This is a genomic window from Isoptericola sp. NPDC057191 (genome assembly GCF_042670225.1).
GTDB lineage: Bacteria > Actinomycetota > Actinomycetes > Actinomycetales > Cellulomonadaceae > Isoptericola.
On the sequence record NZ_JBHUWC010000028.1, the window covers coordinates 11,889 to 30,852 of the forward strand.

The 18,964-nt window shown below is 75.1% G+C and carries 13 protein-coding genes; 4 read left to right on the forward strand and 9 right to left on the reverse strand.

Translation table 11 applies throughout. From position 1 onward, the window contains the following. Nucleotides 1-47: 47 nt before the first annotated feature. From ACFT55_RS06440 to ACFT55_RS06460, 5 genes are all read right to left on the reverse strand, one after another. The gene (locus tag ACFT55_RS06440; RefSeq protein ID WP_380242759.1) at nt 48-4,046 is read right to left on the reverse strand and encodes an endo-alpha-N-acetylgalactosaminidase family protein; all 3,999 of its coding nucleotides are present in this window, start codon (nt 4,044-4,046) and stop codon (nt 48-50) included. 150 nt (nt 4,047-4,196) lie between these two features. Next, nucleotides 4,197-6,047 carry a glycoside hydrolase family 35 protein gene (locus tag ACFT55_RS06445; RefSeq protein ID WP_380242762.1) on the reverse strand — a complete coding sequence of 617 codons (1,851 nt, stop codon included), beginning with the start codon at nt 6,045-6,047 and terminating at the stop codon, nt 4,197-4,199. Then, nucleotides 6,044-6,925 carry a carbohydrate ABC transporter permease gene (locus tag ACFT55_RS06450; protein WP_380242764.1) on the reverse strand — a complete coding sequence of 294 codons (882 nt, stop codon included), beginning with the start codon at nt 6,923-6,925 and terminating at the stop codon, nt 6,044-6,046. Before ACFT55_RS06450 ends, ACFT55_RS06445 begins: the two co-directional genes overlap by 4 nt. Further along, a complete protein-coding gene (locus tag ACFT55_RS06455) occupies nt 6,922-7,884 on the reverse strand; it encodes a carbohydrate ABC transporter permease (RefSeq protein ID WP_380242766.1) in 963 nt (320 codons plus the stop codon). Before ACFT55_RS06455 ends, ACFT55_RS06450 begins: the two co-directional genes overlap by 4 nt. Continuing rightward, nucleotides 7,881-9,191, reverse strand: coding sequence for an ABC transporter substrate-binding protein (locus ACFT55_RS06460; protein WP_380242768.1), 1,311 nt, complete (start codon nt 9,189-9,191; stop codon nt 7,881-7,883). Before ACFT55_RS06460 ends, ACFT55_RS06455 begins: the two co-directional genes overlap by 4 nt. A 247-nt stretch (nt 9,192-9,438) precedes the next feature. On the opposite strand from ACFT55_RS06460, the gene ACFT55_RS06465 reads away from it, so the two are divergent. Next, nucleotides 9,439-10,422, forward strand: a complete 984-nt coding sequence (locus tag ACFT55_RS06465) for a LacI family DNA-binding transcriptional regulator (RefSeq protein WP_380242770.1) — start codon at nt 9,439-9,441, stop codon at nt 10,420-10,422. Here ACFT55_RS06465 and ACFT55_RS06470 read toward each other — a convergent pair. Next, nucleotides 10,419-11,633 (reverse strand): MFS transporter, encoded by a 1,215-nt coding sequence (locus ACFT55_RS06470; protein WP_380242772.1) that lies wholly within the window; start codon nt 11,631-11,633, stop codon nt 10,419-10,421. The genes ACFT55_RS06465 and ACFT55_RS06470 overlap by 4 nt on opposite strands. 157 nt (nt 11,634-11,790) lie before the next feature. Between ACFT55_RS06470 and ACFT55_RS06475 the strand changes: the two genes are divergently transcribed. From ACFT55_RS06475 to ACFT55_RS06485, 3 genes are all read left to right on the forward strand, one after another. Further along, nucleotides 11,791-13,164 carry an SWIM zinc finger family protein gene (locus tag ACFT55_RS06475; RefSeq protein ID WP_380242774.1) on the forward strand — a complete coding sequence of 458 codons (1,374 nt, stop codon included), beginning with the start codon at nt 11,791-11,793 and terminating at the stop codon, nt 13,162-13,164. Beyond that, nucleotides 13,161-14,642 carry a hypothetical protein gene (locus ACFT55_RS06480; protein WP_380242776.1) on the forward strand — a complete coding sequence of 494 codons (1,482 nt, stop codon included), beginning with the start codon at nt 13,161-13,163 and terminating at the stop codon, nt 14,640-14,642. The genes ACFT55_RS06475 and ACFT55_RS06480 overlap by 4 nt, the downstream gene beginning before the upstream one ends. Before the next feature lie 289 nt (nt 14,643-14,931). Then, nucleotides 14,932-16,833, forward strand: a complete 1,902-nt coding sequence (locus ACFT55_RS06485; RefSeq protein ID WP_380242784.1) for a DUF6493 family protein — start codon at nt 14,932-14,934, stop codon at nt 16,831-16,833. Here the strand turns inward: ACFT55_RS06485 and ACFT55_RS06490 are convergent. The 3 genes from ACFT55_RS06490 to ACFT55_RS06500 form a co-directional block, all read right to left on the reverse strand. Further along, nucleotides 16,814-17,434, reverse strand: coding sequence for a class I SAM-dependent methyltransferase (locus ACFT55_RS06490; RefSeq protein ID WP_380242778.1), 621 nt, complete (start codon nt 17,432-17,434; stop codon nt 16,814-16,816). The two genes, ACFT55_RS06485 and ACFT55_RS06490, sit on opposite strands and share 20 nt — an antisense overlap. A 47-nt stretch (nt 17,435-17,481) precedes the next feature. Next, nucleotides 17,482-18,174: an energy-coupling factor transporter transmembrane component T family protein gene (locus ACFT55_RS06495; protein WP_380242780.1), complete on the reverse strand. Its 693-nt coding sequence runs from the start codon at nt 18,172-18,174 to the stop codon at nt 17,482-17,484. After that, the coding region (locus ACFT55_RS06500) for an ABC transporter ATP-binding protein (protein ID WP_380242782.1) at nt 18,171-18,964 on the reverse strand (794 nt) is incomplete at its 5' end. The genes ACFT55_RS06500 and ACFT55_RS06495, both read right to left, overlap by 4 nt.

Consider the following 18,964-nt stretch of genomic DNA (forward strand, 5'->3'; position numbering starts at 1 on the left):
CCTTGGTGGGGCGCCGGACCCCGCCCGTCATGAGCGGCTCGCGCGGGTCAGCCGCAGCCGAGCCTCGCCCCCGCCCAGTCGGCGTGGTCGTTGCCGTTGCCGTCCCCGCCGTCGGTCACGACGAGGTCGAGGTAGCGCACCCCGCTGACGTCCACGTCCAGCGCGACCGTCTCGCCGCGGCCGCGCAGCACGGGCGTGGTGGCCAGCGACCGGCCGTCGCCGAGCACCTGGAAGGCGACCGAGCCGCGGGTCTGGACGTCGTCCACCCCGACGGTCGCGGTGAACGACTCACACCGCTCGCCGAGGAAGAGCCGGACCTTCGACGGCGCGTGCGCGCCGATGCCCTTCTCGTAGACGGTCCCCCGCAGCGTGAGGGGCGTGCCGTCGCCGGCCCCCTGCTCGCCGTTGGACAGGTCGCGCTCGACCGGCCCCCAGCCGTTGGACTCGGACACGAACGGCAGGTCGCTGGCCCAGTGCTCGCCGGCGGCCGGCGGCACGACGACGTGCACGTCGCTGCGCGCCTCGACGGTCCGCGGGCCCTTCGGGTCCGCCGTGGTCGTGTACGTCGCGGTCGCGGTCAGGGGGTAGGCCTGGGTGGTGACGTCGCCGCGGGGCGTGACCTTCCAGGTGGTGACGAGCTCGCCGCCGCTGGGCAGCGTGCCCGCCGACGTGGCGTCGGTCGCCTCAACCTCCCAGCCGTCCGGCACGTCGAGGGCGACCTCGACGTCGGCGACGTCGGCCGGCTCGAAGACGGTGAGCGTGGTGGTCACCGTGTTGGCGACGTCAGGCTCGAGGGCGGACCGCTCCGGGTCCACCTCGAGGGACGCGCACGCCGGCACCTCGGTCGCGACGCCGAGGTCCTCGACCAGGAAGTCGTCGAGGACCAGGTCGGCCTGGTCGCCACCGCCGACCGCCTTGCGCAGCCCCACCCAGGTGTCGCCGCAGGTGGACCCCACGACGTCCTGGCTGAACCGCTTCGTGGTCCGCTGCTCGCCGATCGGCGTCGCGCCGGTCTCCACGCTCGTCGGCTCCCCGGACGCCACCGAGTCGTACCCGGTGACCCACTGGTAGTAGCCGCCGCGCCCGGACTGGTAGTCGAAGCTCACCCGGTAGCGGTGCCCGGGCTGGAGGTCGACCGTCGCGGGAGTGGTGCGGTAGACGAGGCCCTGGTTCTCCTCGTGCGCCTTGAGCGACCAGCCGTCGTCGATCACGTCGTCCACGAGCTTGCCGTTCCAGCCGGCCTGCGTGTAGGGCGCGTGCTTCGACGCGAGGTGCGTGCGCGGGTCCGTGACGCCGCCGGCGTCGCCCTTGACGAACGGGCCCCAGCCCTGGGGCACGGACTCGAAGTCGTCGAACGCGACCACGTCCAAGGAGTCCGCGGAGTCCGTGCGCAGGTCCGCCGGCGCCTGCGCTCGCTCGGTCGCCACGACCCGCAGGTCGTCGAGCCGGACGACCGCGTCACCCTCGCCCGCGCGGACGGTCAGGGTGGGCCGCGTGGCCTCGGTGACGTCGAACAGGACCTGCACCCGCTGGTAGTACCGGCTGTGCTTGTCGTCGGCGGCGACCTCGTTGCGCGCGGTCGACCGGCGGACGGTCACCGACGAGCCCTCGACCGAGCGGCCGGGGCCGGAGACCTCCAGCGTCGTGGGACGGGACGCACCCGGCTGCACCTCCACCCAGGCGCTGGCCGCGTAGGTGCCGGGCTGCAGCTCGGCCGTGCGCTGGGTCAGCGAGGCCGGGCCGGCGCCGAGCTGCGCCACGTGCTGCCCGTTGCTCAGCCGCTCACGCGTCACGGTGCCCGACGTCCGGTAGGCGGCCAGGTCGGCCGCGTCGAAGCCGGGGTTCACGAGGGGCGAGCCCTCGCCCCACGCCACCTTCTTCGCCGTCGGCGTGGTGAAGCCGTTGCCCGGCACGGCCGGGTAGAGCACGTACGGCTGGCCGGCCTCGGCGTCGACGGTGACCTTGCCGCCGCGCACCTTCACGACGCCGACCTTCTCGCGGCCCGTGTCGGTGAGCCGGTAGACCGTCAGGGACGACGCGTCGGCGAGGGTGCCCGGGAGGTCCCACGTGGTGGAGCCGCCGGCGGGGTTGTAGTGGTACAGCTTGTCGCCCTGGGCCACCTTGCCCCGCGCGCCGGGCGCGTCGGCCGCGCTCCACGGCAGCAGGTACGTGTCACCGCGCGCCACGACCGCGTCGCCGACCCGGATCTCGCGGTTCGCAGCGCTCGTGCCCCGCGCGGAGACGCCGTCGGCGAAGTCGATCTCGTCGTCCGTCCAGCGCTCGATGTCGTGGTGCTGGAGGAACTTCGTGGTCACGTTGTTCGACCAGATGTTCCGGGAGAACGCGTTCCAGTCGACCTGGCCGGTCCAGCCCTCCCACTCGACGATGCGGGCGTTGCCCAGCAGCGGGTGCGGGTTCCAGGTGTCCTTCTCGCCGTTGCGGATGAAGCGCACGATCTGCGAGTTCAGGCCCTTGTTGGAGGCGCCGCCGTAGTTCTCGTCGGCGGACCAGTGGCTCCACAGCGAGTCCGCCTCGAACTTGTCCGACCACTCCGAGGCGAGCTCGAAGTCGTTCGCCCGTGCGGCGTCCGCCAGGGCCCGCGCCTGCCACCCGTAGTTGTAGTAGACGTCCACGTACAGCAGGTCGAGGTCGCCGCCCGTCTCGTCGGCGAGCTGGCCGATGCGCGACGCGAGGTCGCCGCTGGTGATGTCCCGGCGCTGGTCGATGTAGTACGACTGACCGAGCCAGTTCCAGCCCTCGGCGCTCGGGTCGACGAGCTCCTCGGAGAACGCGTTCGCCTCCGCGTACGACTCGGTGGCGTTGATGTGCACCCCGAAGTCCGCGTTCCAGTCGCCGCCGGACCGGAGCAGGGTGCGCATGTCCGTCAGGCCGCCCGCACGCTCGTTGTAGTTGCCGCCGTAGTCGGGGTGCGCGGAGTCGTGCCCCTCCGACCCGTAGCCCTTGAGCAGCGCCAGCTGGCCGAGGCCGTCGGTGGCCAGCGAGATGTGCTTGACGTCGTCCAAGGTGCGCAGGAACGGGTGGGTGGCCTGCGACGCGAAGTTGAACGGGATGTGCGTGACGACCCGGTCGGGCACCTGGTCGGCGCCCTTCGCCTTCGGCGCGGCGTCACGGTAGGCGATCGCGCCGTCCTGCCAGTCGACGACGCCGTCGCCGTTGGCGTCCGGGGTGAGCACGACGGTGGCCTGCGGCAGCTCCTCCGTGACCGACGAGCCCTTGGCCCGGTAGGTCCACGCGCCGCTCCACACGCCGACGCGGACGTCGTCGCCGTCGGCGCGCGCCTGGCGCTGGAGGCGGTTGCGTTCCTGGGTCGCCTTGCCCGCCGCCTCGTCGTACACGCTGTTGGTGACCACCGAGGCCGCGAGGCCGTTGGCGCTGACGATGGCGTAGGCGGAGCCGACCGGAGCCGCGTTCGTGGCCGTGTCCCGGGTGACGGCGGCGAACGTGTCGCCCTTCGCGTTCCTGTCGGGCGAGATGACGGCCGTGGCGACGCGCGGGTCCGCGTCCGCGGACGAGACGGAGAGCAGGTCGTGCCCCGGGATCTCGAGCGTGCCGACCCGGTGCTCGGCGGTGTCGACGATCTTCGTCACCGCGAACCGGACCTGCCGGCCCTCCACGCGCAGCGCGGCGTCGATGCTGACCCCGGGCAGGTCCGCGAAGGTGAGCCGGTAGGTCGCGGAGTCCGCGCTGCCGCCCGTCTTGGTCACGCTCACGGCGTGCGCCGTGCCGTCGATCGTCACCGCGGTGACTGGGCGGGTGCTGCCGAGCAGCGTGGCGCCGCTCGACCGGTCCGTGTAGCGCAGCACCCGGGGGAAGTCGTCGGCGACCTGGACGTCGAGCGCCGTCGAGCGCAAGGTGACGCCGGTGCTCGCCGCGGCGGTGGCGGACGCCGGCGCCGTGCTCGTGGCGATGGCCGCGGGGGCCGCCACGAGGCCGGCGCAGCCGGTCGCGAGCGCCGCGGCCACCGCGACGGCGCCGCGTGCCGCCCGGGGTGGGCGGACGCGGGGAGATGGGGATCGTCGTGCCATGCGGATCTCTCCTTCGGTCGAGCGGGTCGTCGTCGACCCGCCAAGGCGGTCCGTGCTGGTCAGAACTGCTGGTCAGAACTGCTGGTCAGAACTGCTGGTCAGAACTGCTGGTCAGAACTGCTGGTCAGAACTGCTGGTCAGAACTGCTGGTCAGAACTCCTCGACGTACTCCTGCGCGGCACCCAGGTCGGGGCCGGGGAGCAGCTCGAGGGCCGTGCCGGCGCGATGCTGCTCGAGCACCGTCACCGTGTTCTCCCCGCGGCGCAGCAGCGGCGCGGGGACGTAGAGGGTGCGTTGCGGGCCGACCTCCCAGTAGCGGCCGAGGAGGACGTCGTTGACCCAGACGAACCCCTTGGCCCAGCCGGGCAGCGCGAGGAAGGCGTCGGCGGGCTCGTCGACCTCCAGCACGGTGCGCGCGAGCACCGGGCGCCCGTCCTGCCCCAGGACGCCGGCGTCTGCATCAAGACCGGCACCGAGACCGGCACCGCACGCGTCTGCCCAGAGCGCGTCGGGGCGGGCGTCGGCGAGCGGGACCGGCCGCGACGACCAGCCGTGCACGATGCGCCGGTCCACGAGGACGTCCCGGACGATGCCCTTCGGCTCCCCGAGGCGGGGCCCGTAGTTGACCCGGCCGAGGTTCTCGACCCACAGCTCGAGGGTCACCTCGGCGCCCGTCCCGGCGACGACGACGCCGTCCGCGGCGGTCGCCCGCTCCAGCACGCCCGCGGGGGCGCCGTCGACGAGCACCGTGGCGCGGTCGTGCAGGCCGAGCACGGAGACCGTCGACTCCCCCACGGGCAGCCTGGTCCGCGCACGATAGACCACGAGGCCGGCGTCCAGCCCGAGCTGCTCGAAGGTGCGCGGGCGGGGCGACCGGTCCCCCGGGCCCGCCAGCAGGTCGAGGGCACGCGCCGCCGGACGCAGCACCGGGGCCGGGAGGGTGCGCGGAGCCAGCCGCGCGGGCGGCGCGAGGGCCACCGCGTCATCGTCCCGGGGCACGTGGGGTGAGCGGTAGGGCTCGAAGACCTCCCGCATCGCGACGAGCTTGGCCGTGGCGGTGCCGTCCTCGGCGACGGGCGCGTCGGAGTCGTAGCTGGTGACGGTGGGCTGCAGCACCGTGCCGTCGTGGTTCGCCCCGGCCCACAGCCCCGGGTGGGAGCCGCCGTGCGCCATGTAGAGGCTCACGGACCCGCCGAGCTCGAGGATCTGCTCCACGGTGCGCGCGGCGTCGTGCGGGTCGCGCGTGTGGTGCTCCTCGCCCCAGTGGTCGAACCAGCCGTTCCACATCTCCGCGACGAGGAAGGGCTCGGCGTCGGGGCGGCGCCCGGCGAGGAGGTCGCGCGCCTCCCCCGGCTTGGAGCCGAGGGTCGCCGCCGCGAGCACGCCGGGCAGCGAACCGCCGTCCTGCATGAGGTGGGTGGGACCGTCGGCGGTGAAGACGAGCTCGTCGATCCCGTGGCGCGCGAGCGCGTCGCGCACCCAGGCGACGTACGCGTGGTCGTCGCCGTAGCTGCCGTACTCGTTCTCCACCTGCACGGCGACCACGGGCCCGCCGCGGCCGGCCTGCAGCGCGGCGACGCGCGGCAGCAGCTCCGAGAACCATCGGTCGACGGCGGCCGTGAACCGCGGGTCGACCGTGCGCAGCGCGATGCCCGGGGTGCCGGTGAGCCACGCGGGCAGGCCGCCGTTCGACCACTCCGCGCAGATGTACGGTCCGGGCCGCACGACCGCGTCCATGCCGAGCTCGCCCACGAGGCGCAGGAACTGCTCGACGTCGCGGTCTCCGTCGAAGTCGAACCGGCCGGGCTCGGCCTCGTGCCAGTTCCACGGGACGTACGTGTCGACGGTGTTGAGCCCCATGGCACGCACGCGGACCAGGCGGTCGCGCCACAGGTCCGGGTGCACCCGGAAGTAGTGCACGGAGCCGGACAGCACCCGGTGCGGCACCCCGTGCCGCAGGAGCACCGCGCCGTCGGCGGTCAGCGCGGGCCCGGCGGTCACTTGAGCGCCCCGTTCGCCAGCCCCGAGCGCCAGAACCGCTGCAGGGACAGGAAGGCGACGATCAGGGGCACGACGGCCACGAACGCGCCGATGATCACCATGTGCCGCTCGATCTGCCCGGACTGCACGAGAGCGTTCCACGTGACCAGGCCGACCGTGACGGGCTTGAGGTTCTCGTCGATCAGCACCTGGGACGGCAGCAGGAAGTTGTTCCAGATCTCGACGAACTGGAAGAGGAAGATGGTCACCAGGGCGGGCGACATCATCCGCAGGCTCACCCCGAAGAAGATCCGGCCCTCGGCCGCGCCGTCGAGCCGCGCCGCCTCGACCACCTCGTCCGGCACGGACTGCGCGGCGAAGACCCGCGCGAGGTACACGCCGAACGGGCTGACGATGCTCGGCAGCAGCACCGCGAGGTATGTGTTGACGATCCCGACCTGGGAGAACATCAGGAACAGCGGCAGCGTGAACAGCACCTTCGGCACCAGCACCGCCCCGAGCACGACGGCGAACAGCACGCCACGGCCCGGGAAGTCGAACTTCGCGACCGCGTACCCCGTGGCCGCCGCCACGAGGGTGCCGAGCCCCGCACCCACGATCGAGTAGAGCGCGGCGTTGCCCATCCAGACCGCGAAGATGCCGCCCTTGTAGGCGAAGAGGTCGGCGAGGTTGCCGAACAGGTCGAAGTGGCTGAACCACAGCGGGTTGCCCGCGAAGGTGTAGCCGGCGTCCTTGGTGGCCGCGACGAGCAGCCACCACAGCGGGAAGAGGAAGTAGGCGCTGGTCAGCACCAGGACCCCGGTGACGAGCACCCGGCTGCGCAGCGTCGTCTCGACGGAGTCGCGGCGGGGCCGCACCGCCGCGCGCGGGGCGCTCACGAGGACCTCCGGGAGGTGAGGCGGAAGAAGAGGACGGACAGCACGGCCACGCCGACGGCGAGGATGACCGACTGCGCCGCCGCGTACGGGTAGTTCGCCGCGGTGATCGACGACTGGGCGGCCATCAGCGGCGTGAACTTGGGCCCGATGGTGCCGGTGCTCGACGACAGCACGAACGGCTCGTTGTAGAGCTGGGCGGACCCGATGATCGAGAACACCGCGGTGAGCAGGATGGCGGGCCGCACCAGCGGCACCTTGACGTGCCAGGCGGTGCGCCACGGAGAGGCGCCGTCGAGCCTGGCGGCCTCGAGCACCTCGCCGGGGATCCCCTGCAGCGCGGCGTAGATGATGATCATGTTGTAGCCCGTCCACCCCCAGGTGACGACGTTGGCGACGGACCACAGCGTCAGCTCCGTGCCGAGGAAGTCCACGGTGAGGCCGGTCGGGGCGAGCAGCTGGTTGATGGGGCTGCCCGTCGGCGAGTAGAGGAACGACCACATGAGCGCCGACACGACGGTCGGCACGGCGTACGGCGCGAAGCTCGCCAGCCGGAAGAACCCCTTGCCGCGCGCGGAGGCGGAGTCGATCAGCAGCGCCAGGCCGAGCGCGAAGCCCAGCATCACCGGCACCTGCACGGCACCGAACAGGAGCACGCGGCCGAGCGACGCGACGAACCCGGCGTCGTGCAGGGCGGCGGCGTAGTTGAACCAGGGGTCGAAGACCTCGGTGGGCGGCGTCAGGCCGAGCGCGTCCCGCTCGATGCGGAACAGGCTCTGGTAGACGGCGTAGCAGATGGGCGCGACGTACACCGCCGCGAACAGCAGGACGAACGGCGCGACGAACCGCAGCGCGACGCGGGAGGTGCGGTACCGCGGGCGGCGGGCCCGCGGGGGCACCGGCGCGGGCACCGAGGCGCGCCCGGGCCGGTGCTCCGTGGAGATCGTGACGGTCACGGTCACTCGCCGACCGTGATGCCCTGCTGGGAGAGCTCGTCGATCGTGGCGGCCTTCGCGCTCGTCAGCGCGCCGGCGACGGTCGCGCCGCCCTGGCCCGCGTAGGCCTTCTTCATGTCCGCCGCGAAGGTCCCCATGAGCGTGGACACGCCGGGGCCCCACTGCCAGCCCTCGGCCACGTTCGCGGCCGCGTCGACGAACACCTCGTCCACGACCTGGCCGCCGAAGTAGTCGTCGCCCTGGGTCAGCAGGTCGGACTTCAGGCCGTCGACGGAGGCGGGCAGCGTGCCGGCGGCCTCGATGACCGCGTCGACCGCCGTCGGGTCGGTCGACATGAAGTGCGCGACCTCCCACGCGGCCTCGGGCTCCTCGCAGCCGGCGAGGACCGCGGTGGCGCTCCCGCCGACGTTGCCGGTGGTGGTGTCACCCTGCTCCCAGGTGGGCAGTGGTGCCACGGCCCAGGAGCCGGAGGCGGCCGCGGCGGAGTCCTTGAGGATCCCCTTGAACCAGGCCGCCCCGACGATCGTCGCGATGCTGCCGTCGGACAGCCCGGCCGCCCACTGGTCGCTCCAGATGCCGGCGCCGACGAGGCCGTCGTCCACCAGGCCCTGCCAGTAGTCGGCGACCTCCTGGTTCTCGGGCGAGTCGTTGGTGATCGACCACGTGCCGCCGTCGACCGTGTACCAGGGGGCGCCCGCCTGCCAGGCGAAGCCCGTGTAGTCGAAGTCCTCGTACGTCCCGGTGAGCGCGATGCCGGCCTTCTTGAGCTTCTCGCCGGCGGCCTGGTACTCGGCCCACGTGGTGGGCACGTCGATGCCGTGCTCGGCGAAGACGTCCTTGTTATAGAAGAGCACCATCGGGCCCTGGTCCTGCGGGGCGCCGTAGACGCGGTCGCCGACCGTCACGCCGGACCAGCCGGCCGGGGTGTAGGCGTCCGCGTCCTTCGAAGCGATGTCCGTGACCTCGAGCAGGTTGCCCTCGGAGACGAAGCTCGGCATGGTCTCGTAGCCCACCTGCGCCAGGCAGGGCGCGTCGCCGGCCTTCACCGCGTTGCGGATCTTGTCGTAGCCGCCCTTGTTGCCCGGCTCGATCTCGGTGAACCTCACCTGGACGTCGTCGTGCGCGGCGTTGAACGCCTCGGCGGCCTTGTCGTAGCCCTGCGCCCAGGTCCAGACGTCGATCGTGGTGGGCTCGCCGTCGGCGCCGCCCGCCGTGTCGCCGCCGGCGCACGCCGTGAGGCTCACCGCCGCCAGCGCGGCCACGCATGCCGCGCCGGTCGCCCGCGCCGACCCGTTCACCGTCGAACGCTTCATCTCTGACTCCTTCTGACCACTGTGTACCGAGGAGCGGCACCGACGCCGCACGAGGAATGCGAGCACCATAACCGGTTCTGATATCCATAACAACAGCGCGCCACGGCTCGATGAACGGCCACACCCCTCACGAAAACCGACGTGGCTGTTATGGTCACCACCACGGGAGGTAGCATCGAGCCCGCAGCGTGCCGGGAGCGGCCCGCACGACGAGGGACCGGGGTGAGCCGTGGCACGGGCGTCATCGATGAACGACGTGGCGCGCATCGCCGGCGTCTCGGCGCAGACGGTCTCGCGCGTGCTGTCGGACCATCCGCACGTCAACGCCGCCACCCGCGCCAAGGTGCTGGCCGCCGTCGAGGAGTCCGGGTACCGCCGCAACCGCCTCGCGCGGGCGCTCGTCACCGGCCGGAGCCGCACGCTGGGCGTCGTCACCCACGAGACCGACCACTACTCGACCTCGGCGATCCTGCTCGGCGCCCAGACCGCCGCCCGGGCGGGGGGCTACTTCGTCTCCACGGCGACCACGCCGTCCCTGTCCGCGTCGGCGCTGGCCCACGCCGTCTCACGCCTGCTCGACCAGGGGGTCGACGGCCTCCTCGTGGCCGTGCCGGTGCGCGAGGACGTGTCGTTGGGCGACCTGACCCGGGGGCTGCCGACCGTCGTCCTCGACGGGATGCGCTCGGCGGCCACGGAGGTCGTCGCGGTGGACCAGGTGGAGGCCGGGCGGCTCGCCACCGAGCACCTCCTGGAGCTGGGCCACGAGACGGTGTGGCACATCGCCGGCCCCGAGTCGTGGAACGACGCGACCGCACGCACCGCCGGCTGGCGCCGCGCGCTCGAGGCCGCGGGGCGCACCGTCCCGCCGGTGCTGCACGGTGACTGGTCGCCCGAGTCCGGCCATCGCAACGGGGAGCTCGTGGGGCGGATGCCCGAGGTCACCGCGCTGTTCGTCGCGAGCGACGAGATGGCGTTCGGCGCCGTCCGCGCCCTGGTCGAGCTCGGTCGCCGCGTGCCCGAGGACGTCTCGGTCGTGGGGATGGACGACATCGCGCTCGCCGCGTACGCGTCCCCGCCCCTGACCACCGTCCGTCAGCCGTTCCACGACGTCGGCGGGCGTGCCGTGGAGCACCTCCTCGCCCTGCTCGCCGACCCCGGGACGGTGCACGAGCCGGAGGTCGTGCGCCCGGAGCTCGTGGTGCGCTCGTCGACCGCGCCCCTGTCGCGCTAACGACGCCGCCGCGCGAGGTTCGCGAGCGGCGAGTACCGCGGCACCCAGCGCGCGAGGGCGGCCGCCGAGGCCCCGCCGAGGGTCGCCGTCGCCCACACCCCTGCCGCCAACGACCCGAGCGCGGCGCCCGCCGACAGCCCCAGCGGCCCGAGCGCGTCCCCCGTGTCCTGGAAGAGCCGCCACACGCTGAGGAACGTCGGGCGCACCGCCGCCGGCGCGACGTCGGCGCCCAGCGTCATGACGATGCCCGACCCCATGCCGTTGCCCACGCCCAGCACGGCCGCCACCACCGTCACCGCGCCGACCGTGTGCGCGAACGGCAGCAGGGCCAGGCCGGCGGCCATCGTGAGCATGGACGGGACGGCCACCCACAGCCGCCCGAGCCGGTCCATCACCTTGCCCGCTGGGTAGAACAGCAGCATGTCCAGGGCGCCCGAGACGCCGAAGATCAGGGACGTCACCTCGGCGTCGAGGCCCAGGTGCTCGCCCCACAGCGGGATGACGGTCTGCCGGGCGCCGCGCACGGCGCTCACCAGCAGGATCGCCACGCCGAGCGTGGCGAACAGGTGCCGGTGCTCGCGAGCGACCGCGACGATCGAGACACGAGCGCCGCCCGGTGGCCGCGGGGCGGTCGCCTCCTCCTGGGGCTCGGGGCGCACGAGCGCGAGGACCGCCACCGCCACGAGCGCCGACCCGGCCCCGAGCCAGAACGCGCCGTGCAGGGACGTCGCGGCGATCACCGCGGCTCCGGCGAACGGCCCCAGGAACAGCCCGATGCGGTGCACGCCGGCGAGCGTCGACAGCACCCGGGCCCGCCGCAGCGGGGGTGTGATCTCGGTGAGATAGGCCTGCCGGGCGAGGTTGAACACGGCGTTGGACGCGCCCAGCGCCAGCACACCGGTGGCCAGCCCCCACAGCGCGGTCGTCAGAGCGATCGTCGTGAACGCCAGCACGGCGACGCCACCGGCCAGGAGCATGGCGGTCCGGTCCCCGAGCCGTTGCGCGAGCGCGCCCGCGGGCAGGTCGAAGGCGATCTTGCCGAGCGGCAGCAGCGCCGCCACCAGCCCCGCGACGGTCAGGCTCGCGCCGCGGTCCGTGGCCGTGACCGCGACGACGGGCAGCAGGGCGCCGATGCCGATCTCCAGCACCAGGGTGGGCAGGAACGCTCCCAGGACGACGCTGCGCAACGGGAAGAGCGGCGGGGACGGCACGCGTCCTTCCTATCGCACGGGTGCCCGGCGACGGAGCGCCGTCCCAGCGGGAGGGCCGCACCTCGGCGCGACCCGTCCCAGCGGGAGGGCCGCACCTCGGCGCGACCGGCTCGGCGTCACCGGCTCGGCGTCACCGGCTCATGGCACCCTCGGGCCCATGACAGGCACCCGGGCGTTCGTCGGCGCGTCCACCCTCGACGGCTCCGGCCTCGCACTGGCCCTCGCCCCCGGGCTCGCCCCGGGCGGGCCGGAGACGTCGCCGTCGTTCTTCCACGGCTTCGCGACCCACCCGCAGGTGCTCGCCCGATCCCTCGTGACGCTCGCGGACGTGACCGCCACGCGGTACTTCCAGCACACGCCGTCCACGCAGCGCGACCCGGTGCTCACCGCGCACGGCGACCGGCTGCGCGCGGAGGTCTTCTCCGCCTGCAACGGCGTCTACGCGCGCCTGGACCTCCTCGGCGACGGGCTCGACGGCGGCGAGATCGGCTCCGGCACCACCAACGTGGACCTCGGTCCCGCCACGCGGCGCGCCCTGACCGGCGTGGGCCGGGCGGAGCTGCTGCACCTCGACGTCGGGGTCGACGGGCTCCGGGTGGCCACCCCCGGCGTGCAGGTGGTCGAGCGCCCGGTGGAGATGCCGCCGCGCTGGGTGCGGGCCCTCGGCAACGCCGCCGAGCTGCACCACGGACTGGTCCCCGTGCTGCGGCTCGACGGCGCCGCGGCACGCTCGTTCGTGGCCTCCTTGCCGGCGGCGACGTCGACCGCGCGCTCGGGCTGGCTCACGGCCGCGCCCTCCGGAGCCCGGCTCGCGCCACGCCGCTCGGCGGGGTCGGTGCACGTCAGCGGACTGCACCGTCTCGCCGCGCTCAAGCGGCTCCTGGTGCACGTGCGCGGCGTGACCGTCTACGGCCCGGCCGACGGCGGCGAGGGCCCGGCGCTGGTGGAGGTCGCGCTGCCCGGGGCGCGGGTCAGCGTGGGTCTGACCGCCGAGGCATGGCGCGGGCACTCCGGGGAGGGCTCCCTGCTCGAGGGCCTCGCCGCCCCCGAGGCCTCCGGCGACGCCGACCTGGTGGCCGCCCTCCTCGCGTTCGAGCCCGTCGTCGACGTCGCACGCCTGGCCCGCGACGCGGCGCTCGACGAGCCCCGTGCCCGGTCTGCGCTCGCCGTGCTCGCCGCTCAGGGCCGGGTGGGGTGGGACGCGCACGACGCCGCCTGGTTCCATCGCGAGCTGCCCCACGACCCGGACCGCCCCGAGCGCGACAACCCGCGCCTGCGGGCCGCCCGCGTCCTCGCGGCGAGCGGCGGCGCGCGACCCGACAGCGACGGCTTCCTCGTGCGGGGAAGCGGAGGCGACCACCGCGTCCGTCTCGCTCCCGGCGGCGCCGGTCCGGACACCTGCACGTGCACCTGGTCCCTGCGGCACGGCGGTGACAGAGGCCCGTGCCAGCATGTGCTCGCGGCCCGCCTGAGCGCGGCCGCGCCGCCGGCCGAGCGCCGGTCCGACGACGAGAGGATCCCGCGCCCGTGAGCTCCGTGCCGCCCGTGGACACCGCCCTGGCCACCCCCGCTCTCGCCCGCGCGGTCGAGATCTTCCGGGAGCTCGGCTGGGACGGTGCCGACCCGCAGGACGCCCTGACGCTGCCGCTCGGCTCGCCGGAGCAGCGGCGCGCGGCGCTCGCCGGCCTGCGCCGCGGCCCCTGGCTCCACCACGTCGTTCCGGACGTCCCGGTCACCCTGGGGGGTCTGCACGACCTGGACGACGGCGCCTGGGGCTGGGCCGCTGCCACGGACGTCGACCTCGGGCTCCTCACCCTGTTCGCCGTCCGGCAGGGCGTGGACGCCGCGCGGGCGGTCCGGCTCCTGACGGAAGCCGAGGGTCTGCCGGACAACCTCGTGGCTCGGGTGGTGGCCACTCGCGGGGCGGACTTCGCGGCCCGCTTCGTCGAGCGCGCAGGAACCTCGTCCTGGGGCGAGTTCTCGACGACGACGCTCGGCGGCGTCGTCGTGCTGCTCGTGCACCGGCTCTGCCTCGACGTGCCGGACGACCCCGAGTATCACCGGGACTGGGCTGCCTACGCCGCCGCGACGCTCCCGGGGGCTCCGGAGGAATGGCCGGGACACTGGCGGCCCCTCCCCGCGGACCTGCTGCGGCCGCGGTACGCGGAGCACGCCCGGGCCGCGGTGGCCGCCGGGCTGCCGTCGACCGGCGCGTTCGGCAATACCTTCGCCGCGGCCGTCGACGCCGGCTGGATCGCCCGGGACGAGGCGGTCGACCTCGCCTTCCAGGCCCTGGACGCCGCGACCCGGCCCGGCGACCGCAAGGCGTGGTGCGTCATCCTCACCTCGCCCGGCTCCGCGCGCGTCCCGGGGCTCGCCGCGACGCCGGACGAGATCCTGGCGCGGGCGGATCTGCTGGTCGGCGTGCTGGCCACCGGGGAGGCGCCGCTGGTCGAGGCGTTCGCGCCCACCCTCGTCGAGGGCGCCGACCCCGCGACGCTCGCCGACGTCCTCCTCGTGTCGCTGGCGGTCGCCACGAAGAAGGCGCAGCGCACCGTCCTCGCGGCTGCCGCCCGGCGGGCGGCGGCCGACGGCGGTGCGGGGGCCGAGGTCGTCGACCTCGTCGGGGACCGGGTCGCGGAGCTCGCCGCGGGCCGCGCGCGCCGTGCTGGACGCGTGGGACGTCCCCGGCGGGACGGGTCCCGTGGAGGCCACTGCAGGGGCCTCCGCACCGGGCGCGGGCCGCTGGCGGCCCACCCCGCACGTCTGGGAGGTGCCGCGCTTCGAGCCGCTCGAGGCCACAGGTTCCGAGCTCACCGCGGCGGCGGCCGCGCTCCTGCGCCAGCCCGAGGGTGCGTACGACCTCGCTCTCGAGACCTTCCTCGACCTGGCCGTCCGGGTCGCCCGCCGCGACCCGGACGAGGCGCGCACCGCCCTGCGCGGCGTGGAGCCGTCGTGGCAGGCGGGCCTCGCCCCGGTGCACGCGTGGGTCCGCGGCGAACGCCCTGAGCACGCACCCCGAGCACTCGACGTGCTCGACGCGATCGACGTGATCGACGTGATCGACGAGCTGCGCACGCTCCGCGAGATCCACGATCTCCACGACCTCCGTGACCTCCATGACCTCCATGACGCCGTCGCCGACCTCGACGACCACGACGGACCCACCGGAGTCCTCGGCCGCACGGGAATCGTCAGCCGCACCGGAGTCTTCGGCCCCGTCGGGACCGTCGGTCCGGGGCGGGTGCTGGACGTGCTGCGCGCCCGCGACCGCGGCGTCTTCGCCCGTCTGGGCGAGGTGCCGGTCCTGCTGTCGACCCCGTCTCACGTCGACCTGACCGTCGACCCGGAGGACCTGGCGGACCGCCTCGAGAGATATGCGGCCGCGGACGCGCCGGCGCTCGAGGCGGACCTCCTGCTGGCGCTGACCCGGCTCGACACCGCCGCCACCACGCCCGCGGTCCTCGACCGGCTGCGCGTCGCCGAGGTCCCGGTCGTCGGGCAGGACGGGGACGCGCTGCCGTTCGTGGCGGGCCCGGCCGCGGCGGCGTACGCCACCGACCCCGTCGTCGAGCCCCCGCTCGTACGGGAGGAGCGCTGGGAGTGCTGGCGCGCCGGCGAGATCGTTCTCCCGCGATCCCTGCGCCGCTTCCCCCGCCGCCTCGACACCCGCGGCTATACGGGCCCAGACACCGGTGCGGTGTTCCCCGCCTGGAGCGACGCCGCGGCGGAGATCCTCGCCCACAGCAACGCCCCCGCCCTCGGCGTCGCGCTGCGGCAGGCCGCGCGCCGGGCGACGCCGTTCGGGCCGGCGAGCGCCATCGCCCTGCTGGGCTCCCAGCGCCGTGTCCACGACCGCGCGGCCGAAGACGCCTCCGCCGCGGTGCTCGAGGCGTGGGACCGTGGCCTACTGCGGCCGGGCGTCGCGGACGCGTCGCTGCTGGACCTACGGACCACGCCCCGCGCCCTCGCGGCGTTCGCGGCGGCGACGCTCCGCCTCGCCGACGAGGGGCTCGCGTCGGTGGTCTGGCCCGTGCTCGACGACCTCCTCGCCATCTCCCTCAGCAAGACCCGGCTGCTGGCGGGGACCGCGGAGCTGGCCGAGGCGATGCTCGCGATCGCTCCCGACGCTGCCGCCGCCGTCGTGAGCGGCGTCGCGGGACCCGAGGTCCTCGCCGTGCGCGGGCTGCGGGCGCTCGCCGCACGGCCGGGCTCCTCGCGGGCCGTCGTCGCCGCGCGCGAGGCCGCCGCCCTGCTCCCGCCGGCGCCCGGGGACGCCGCCGGCGCGTCCCCCGCACCGGCAGCGGCGCCCGCGCCCGCGAACGCCCCCGCGGACTTCGACGCCGTCTGGCCTGCGGACCTCGCGACCCTCCCCGCCCTCGACGACGGGGTGGCCATCGCGGCCTCGTGGCAGGACCCGGACGCCCCCACGAAGCTGCTGGCGCTCGACCTGCGGCTCCCTGCCGACCCCGGCCGCGTCTACCGGGTCGTCAAGGTGTGGTCGTACGACCTGGAGAGCGAGGGCCAGTGCGCCGCCGTCGTGCGCGCCGAGGGCGAGGAACCCGGCGCCCGTGACCACTACCGCTCCGAACCCGGCACCGAGGCGTGGCTGGCCTGGGACCCGGAGGCCGGCCGGCTGCGCGCGCACGAGCACCGCAACCGCACCGAGGGCACGGGCGGGCCGCTGCGGATGCCGCCCGGCGGGATCCCGCCGCTCAGCACGGCCCTGCACGCCGTCGCGCTGTCCATGCTGTGCCACGACGGGGACGCAGGGGTCGCCGGGGAGCACGTCGTGCGCGACCTGATCGAGCGCGGGGGCATCGGCTGGGCCGGGACGCGGCTCGCCGCCCGCGCCCTCGTGACCCAGCCCACGGCGAGCCCCGCGCGCATGGTCCGGCTGGTGGAGCGACGTCTGGGCACGCTGCCGGCCCTGTGGCCAGTGCTCACCGAGGCGGTCGCCGCGGCGGGCGCGACCGACGGGCCGCTGCCTCGCTGGCTCCCCCGCGTGCTCGACGTCGCCGCCGCCTCGCTGCCCTACCTCGCGGAGGCCTCGCGTCGCGGCCTGGTCCCCGCCGACGCGGCGGCGTTCCCCGGGCTGGAGGCGATCGCCGCGCGAGCGGGCCGTGCCGTCGGGCCTGCCAAGGCCCGCGCCCTGCTGGCGGCGGTCGAGGCGCAGGGCCTCACGCGCGCCGCGTCGTGAGGAGGAACGCCGGCAGGTGCCGCTCGTCGTCGGCCGGTCGCGCCACGATCTCCGCGTCCGCGACCTCGGTGGACGACCAGTCGGACGCCGTGAACGCGCTGCGCAGCTCGTCCACGGTGGTGCCCCAGCCGAGGCCGGCGTGCACGGACATCGCGAGGAGGGCGACGAGGGCGTCCGGCGGGCAGACCGCCGCCAAGCCCGCCACGTAGGCGGCGCGGCCGTCCTCGTCGAGCGTGTGCAGCAGCCCGGAGTCCAGGACGGTGCGCGGCCGCAGGTCCAGCCGGTCGAGGTGGCGGGCGTCCGCCACCTGGAAGCGCACGTCGCCGGGCGGCTCGAGGATCGCCTCGGCTGCTCGCTCCCGGGCGCGCGAGATCGCGCGCGGCGCACCGTCCACCCCGACGACCTGGTGCCCGGCCCGTGCGAGAGCGAGCGCCAGGACGCCTGTGCCGCAGCCGGCATCGAGGACCGGGTCGGCGAGCACGGACCGGCGCACGAGCGCGAGCAGCGCCGGCTGCGGCCTCCCGATCTCCCACGGCGGCGGGACGTCCCCTGCGTACAGCGCGTCGAAGTCGCGTCCAGGGCGGTCCGGGGGACGGCTCATGGTCCACCTCCTGGACCCAGTGTGCGCGGGGGGCGCGCGCTCGCGCGCTACCCCGCGACGGCGAACGGCAGCGCGGCAGCGGCCGCACCGAGCGCCAGCACCACGGTGTCGGCCCGTGACCACGGTGCCGGCTCGGCCCACGTCCGCGCCTCGGCTCGTGCGAAGCCGCGCGCGTCCATGGCGACGGACATGGTCGTCGCGTCGCGCAGGGTCGCTGCGAGGACGGCGAACGTCACGGAGGCCGCATGCCGGCCACGGTCGACCGGTCCTCGCCCCGGGCCCACGCCGCGCGACCGCCGCGCACGGGACGCCTGCTCCCAGACGACGCCCAGCCGATCGAACCGCTGGAGCGCGGCCGTGACCCCGACGACGAACCGCGCGGGCAGGCGCAGCCGCTGGCCGAGCTGGTCGGCCAGACCGCTGGGGTCGACCAGCGGGGCGAGGGCCACCCCGGGCAGGGCGAGCACGGCGATCCGCAGCCCCGCGACGGCCGCGTCGTGCGGGTCGTGGCCGCCCAGCAGCCACGTCGACCACGCCACCGACGACGCCGCCACGACGACCGCGAGATAGCGCCCGGCCGGGCCGGAGCGCCGCGGCAGGCCGAGGACGCCGAACGCCACGCACGCGCCGAGCGCCACCCCGGCGGACGCCAGGTCGCGCACCCCGAACGACGCGACCAGGCCCAGCAGCCCCAGCACGACGAGGACGAGCGCGTTCACGCGCCCCAGCACGCCGCTCATGCCGGCTCCCGCACGTGTCGGAGGTCGCCGGGCGAGCGGGTCGCCCCCGCCAGGGACACGCGACCTTCGGCGAGCGAGACGAGGTGGCTGTCGTGGGTGCTCGCCACCACGGTGGCTCCGCCCCGCGCGGCCGCGGCGGCCCACCCGGCCACGGCGGCCCACGTGTGCCGGTCCTGCCCCACGGTGGGCTCGTCGAGCAGCACCAGCGGCGGCCGGTGCGCGAGGGCGGCGGCGAGCGCCAGACGCCGCTGCTCGCCTCCCGACAGACGGAACGGGTGGGCGTCGGCGAGGTGGTCGAGTCGCAGGAGGGCAAGCACGGCGTCGACGTCCACGTCCACGCCCAGCCGCCGACCGGTGAGCGCCACCTCGTCGCGCACGCGCAGCGCGAGGAGCCCGTGCTCGGGGTGCTGCGGCACCCATCCGCACTGCCGCGCGAGGTCGCGCGACCGTGCGCCGTGCCCGGGCGTCCCCGTAACGCGTCCCCGCGCGGGCCGTAGGTGCCCGGCCAGCGTCGCGACGAGGGTGGACTTCCCCGCCCCGGACGGCCCGGTGACGGCGGTGAGCCGGCGGGCGGGCAGGTGCGCGTCCACCCCCTCCAGGGCGCGGGTGACGGCGCGTCCCCGCAGCCCGCGCACGGTGAGGTCCACGCCCAGCTCCTCGACGCGGACGTCCGGGCCCGGCGTGCCGGGGGCCACCAGCGGCGCCGGCACGGGCAGCGGAGCGGGGGCCGCCACCGCCGGGAGCCAGACGCCGGCGTCCGTGAGCGCGGCCCGGAGCGCACTCTCCGGGC

What these genes read in the sequence shown, in the direction of transcription:
- ACFT55_RS06465 (WP_380242770.1), top strand. Translation starts at nt 9,439, where the DNA reads ATGAACGACGTGGCGCGCATCGCCGGCGTCTCGGCGCAGACGGTCTCG.
- ACFT55_RS06440 (WP_380242759.1), bottom strand. Translation starts at nt 4,046, where the DNA reads ATGGCACGACGATCCCCATCTCCCCGCGTCCGCCCACCCCGGGCGGCA.
- ACFT55_RS06475 (WP_380242774.1), top strand. Translation starts at nt 11,791, where the DNA reads ATGACAGGCACCCGGGCGTTCGTCGGCGCGTCCACCCTCGACGGCTCC.
- ACFT55_RS06490 (WP_380242778.1), bottom strand. Translation starts at nt 17,434, where the DNA reads ATGAGCCGTCCCCCGGACCGCCCTGGACGCGACTTCGACGCGCTGTAC.
- ACFT55_RS06495 (WP_380242780.1), bottom strand. Translation starts at nt 18,174, where the DNA reads ATGAGCGGCGTGCTGGGGCGCGTGAACGCGCTCGTCCTCGTCGTGCTG.
- ACFT55_RS06460 (WP_380242768.1), bottom strand. Translation starts at nt 9,191, where the DNA reads ATGAAGCGTTCGACGGTGAACGGGTCGGCGCGGGCGACCGGCGCGGCA.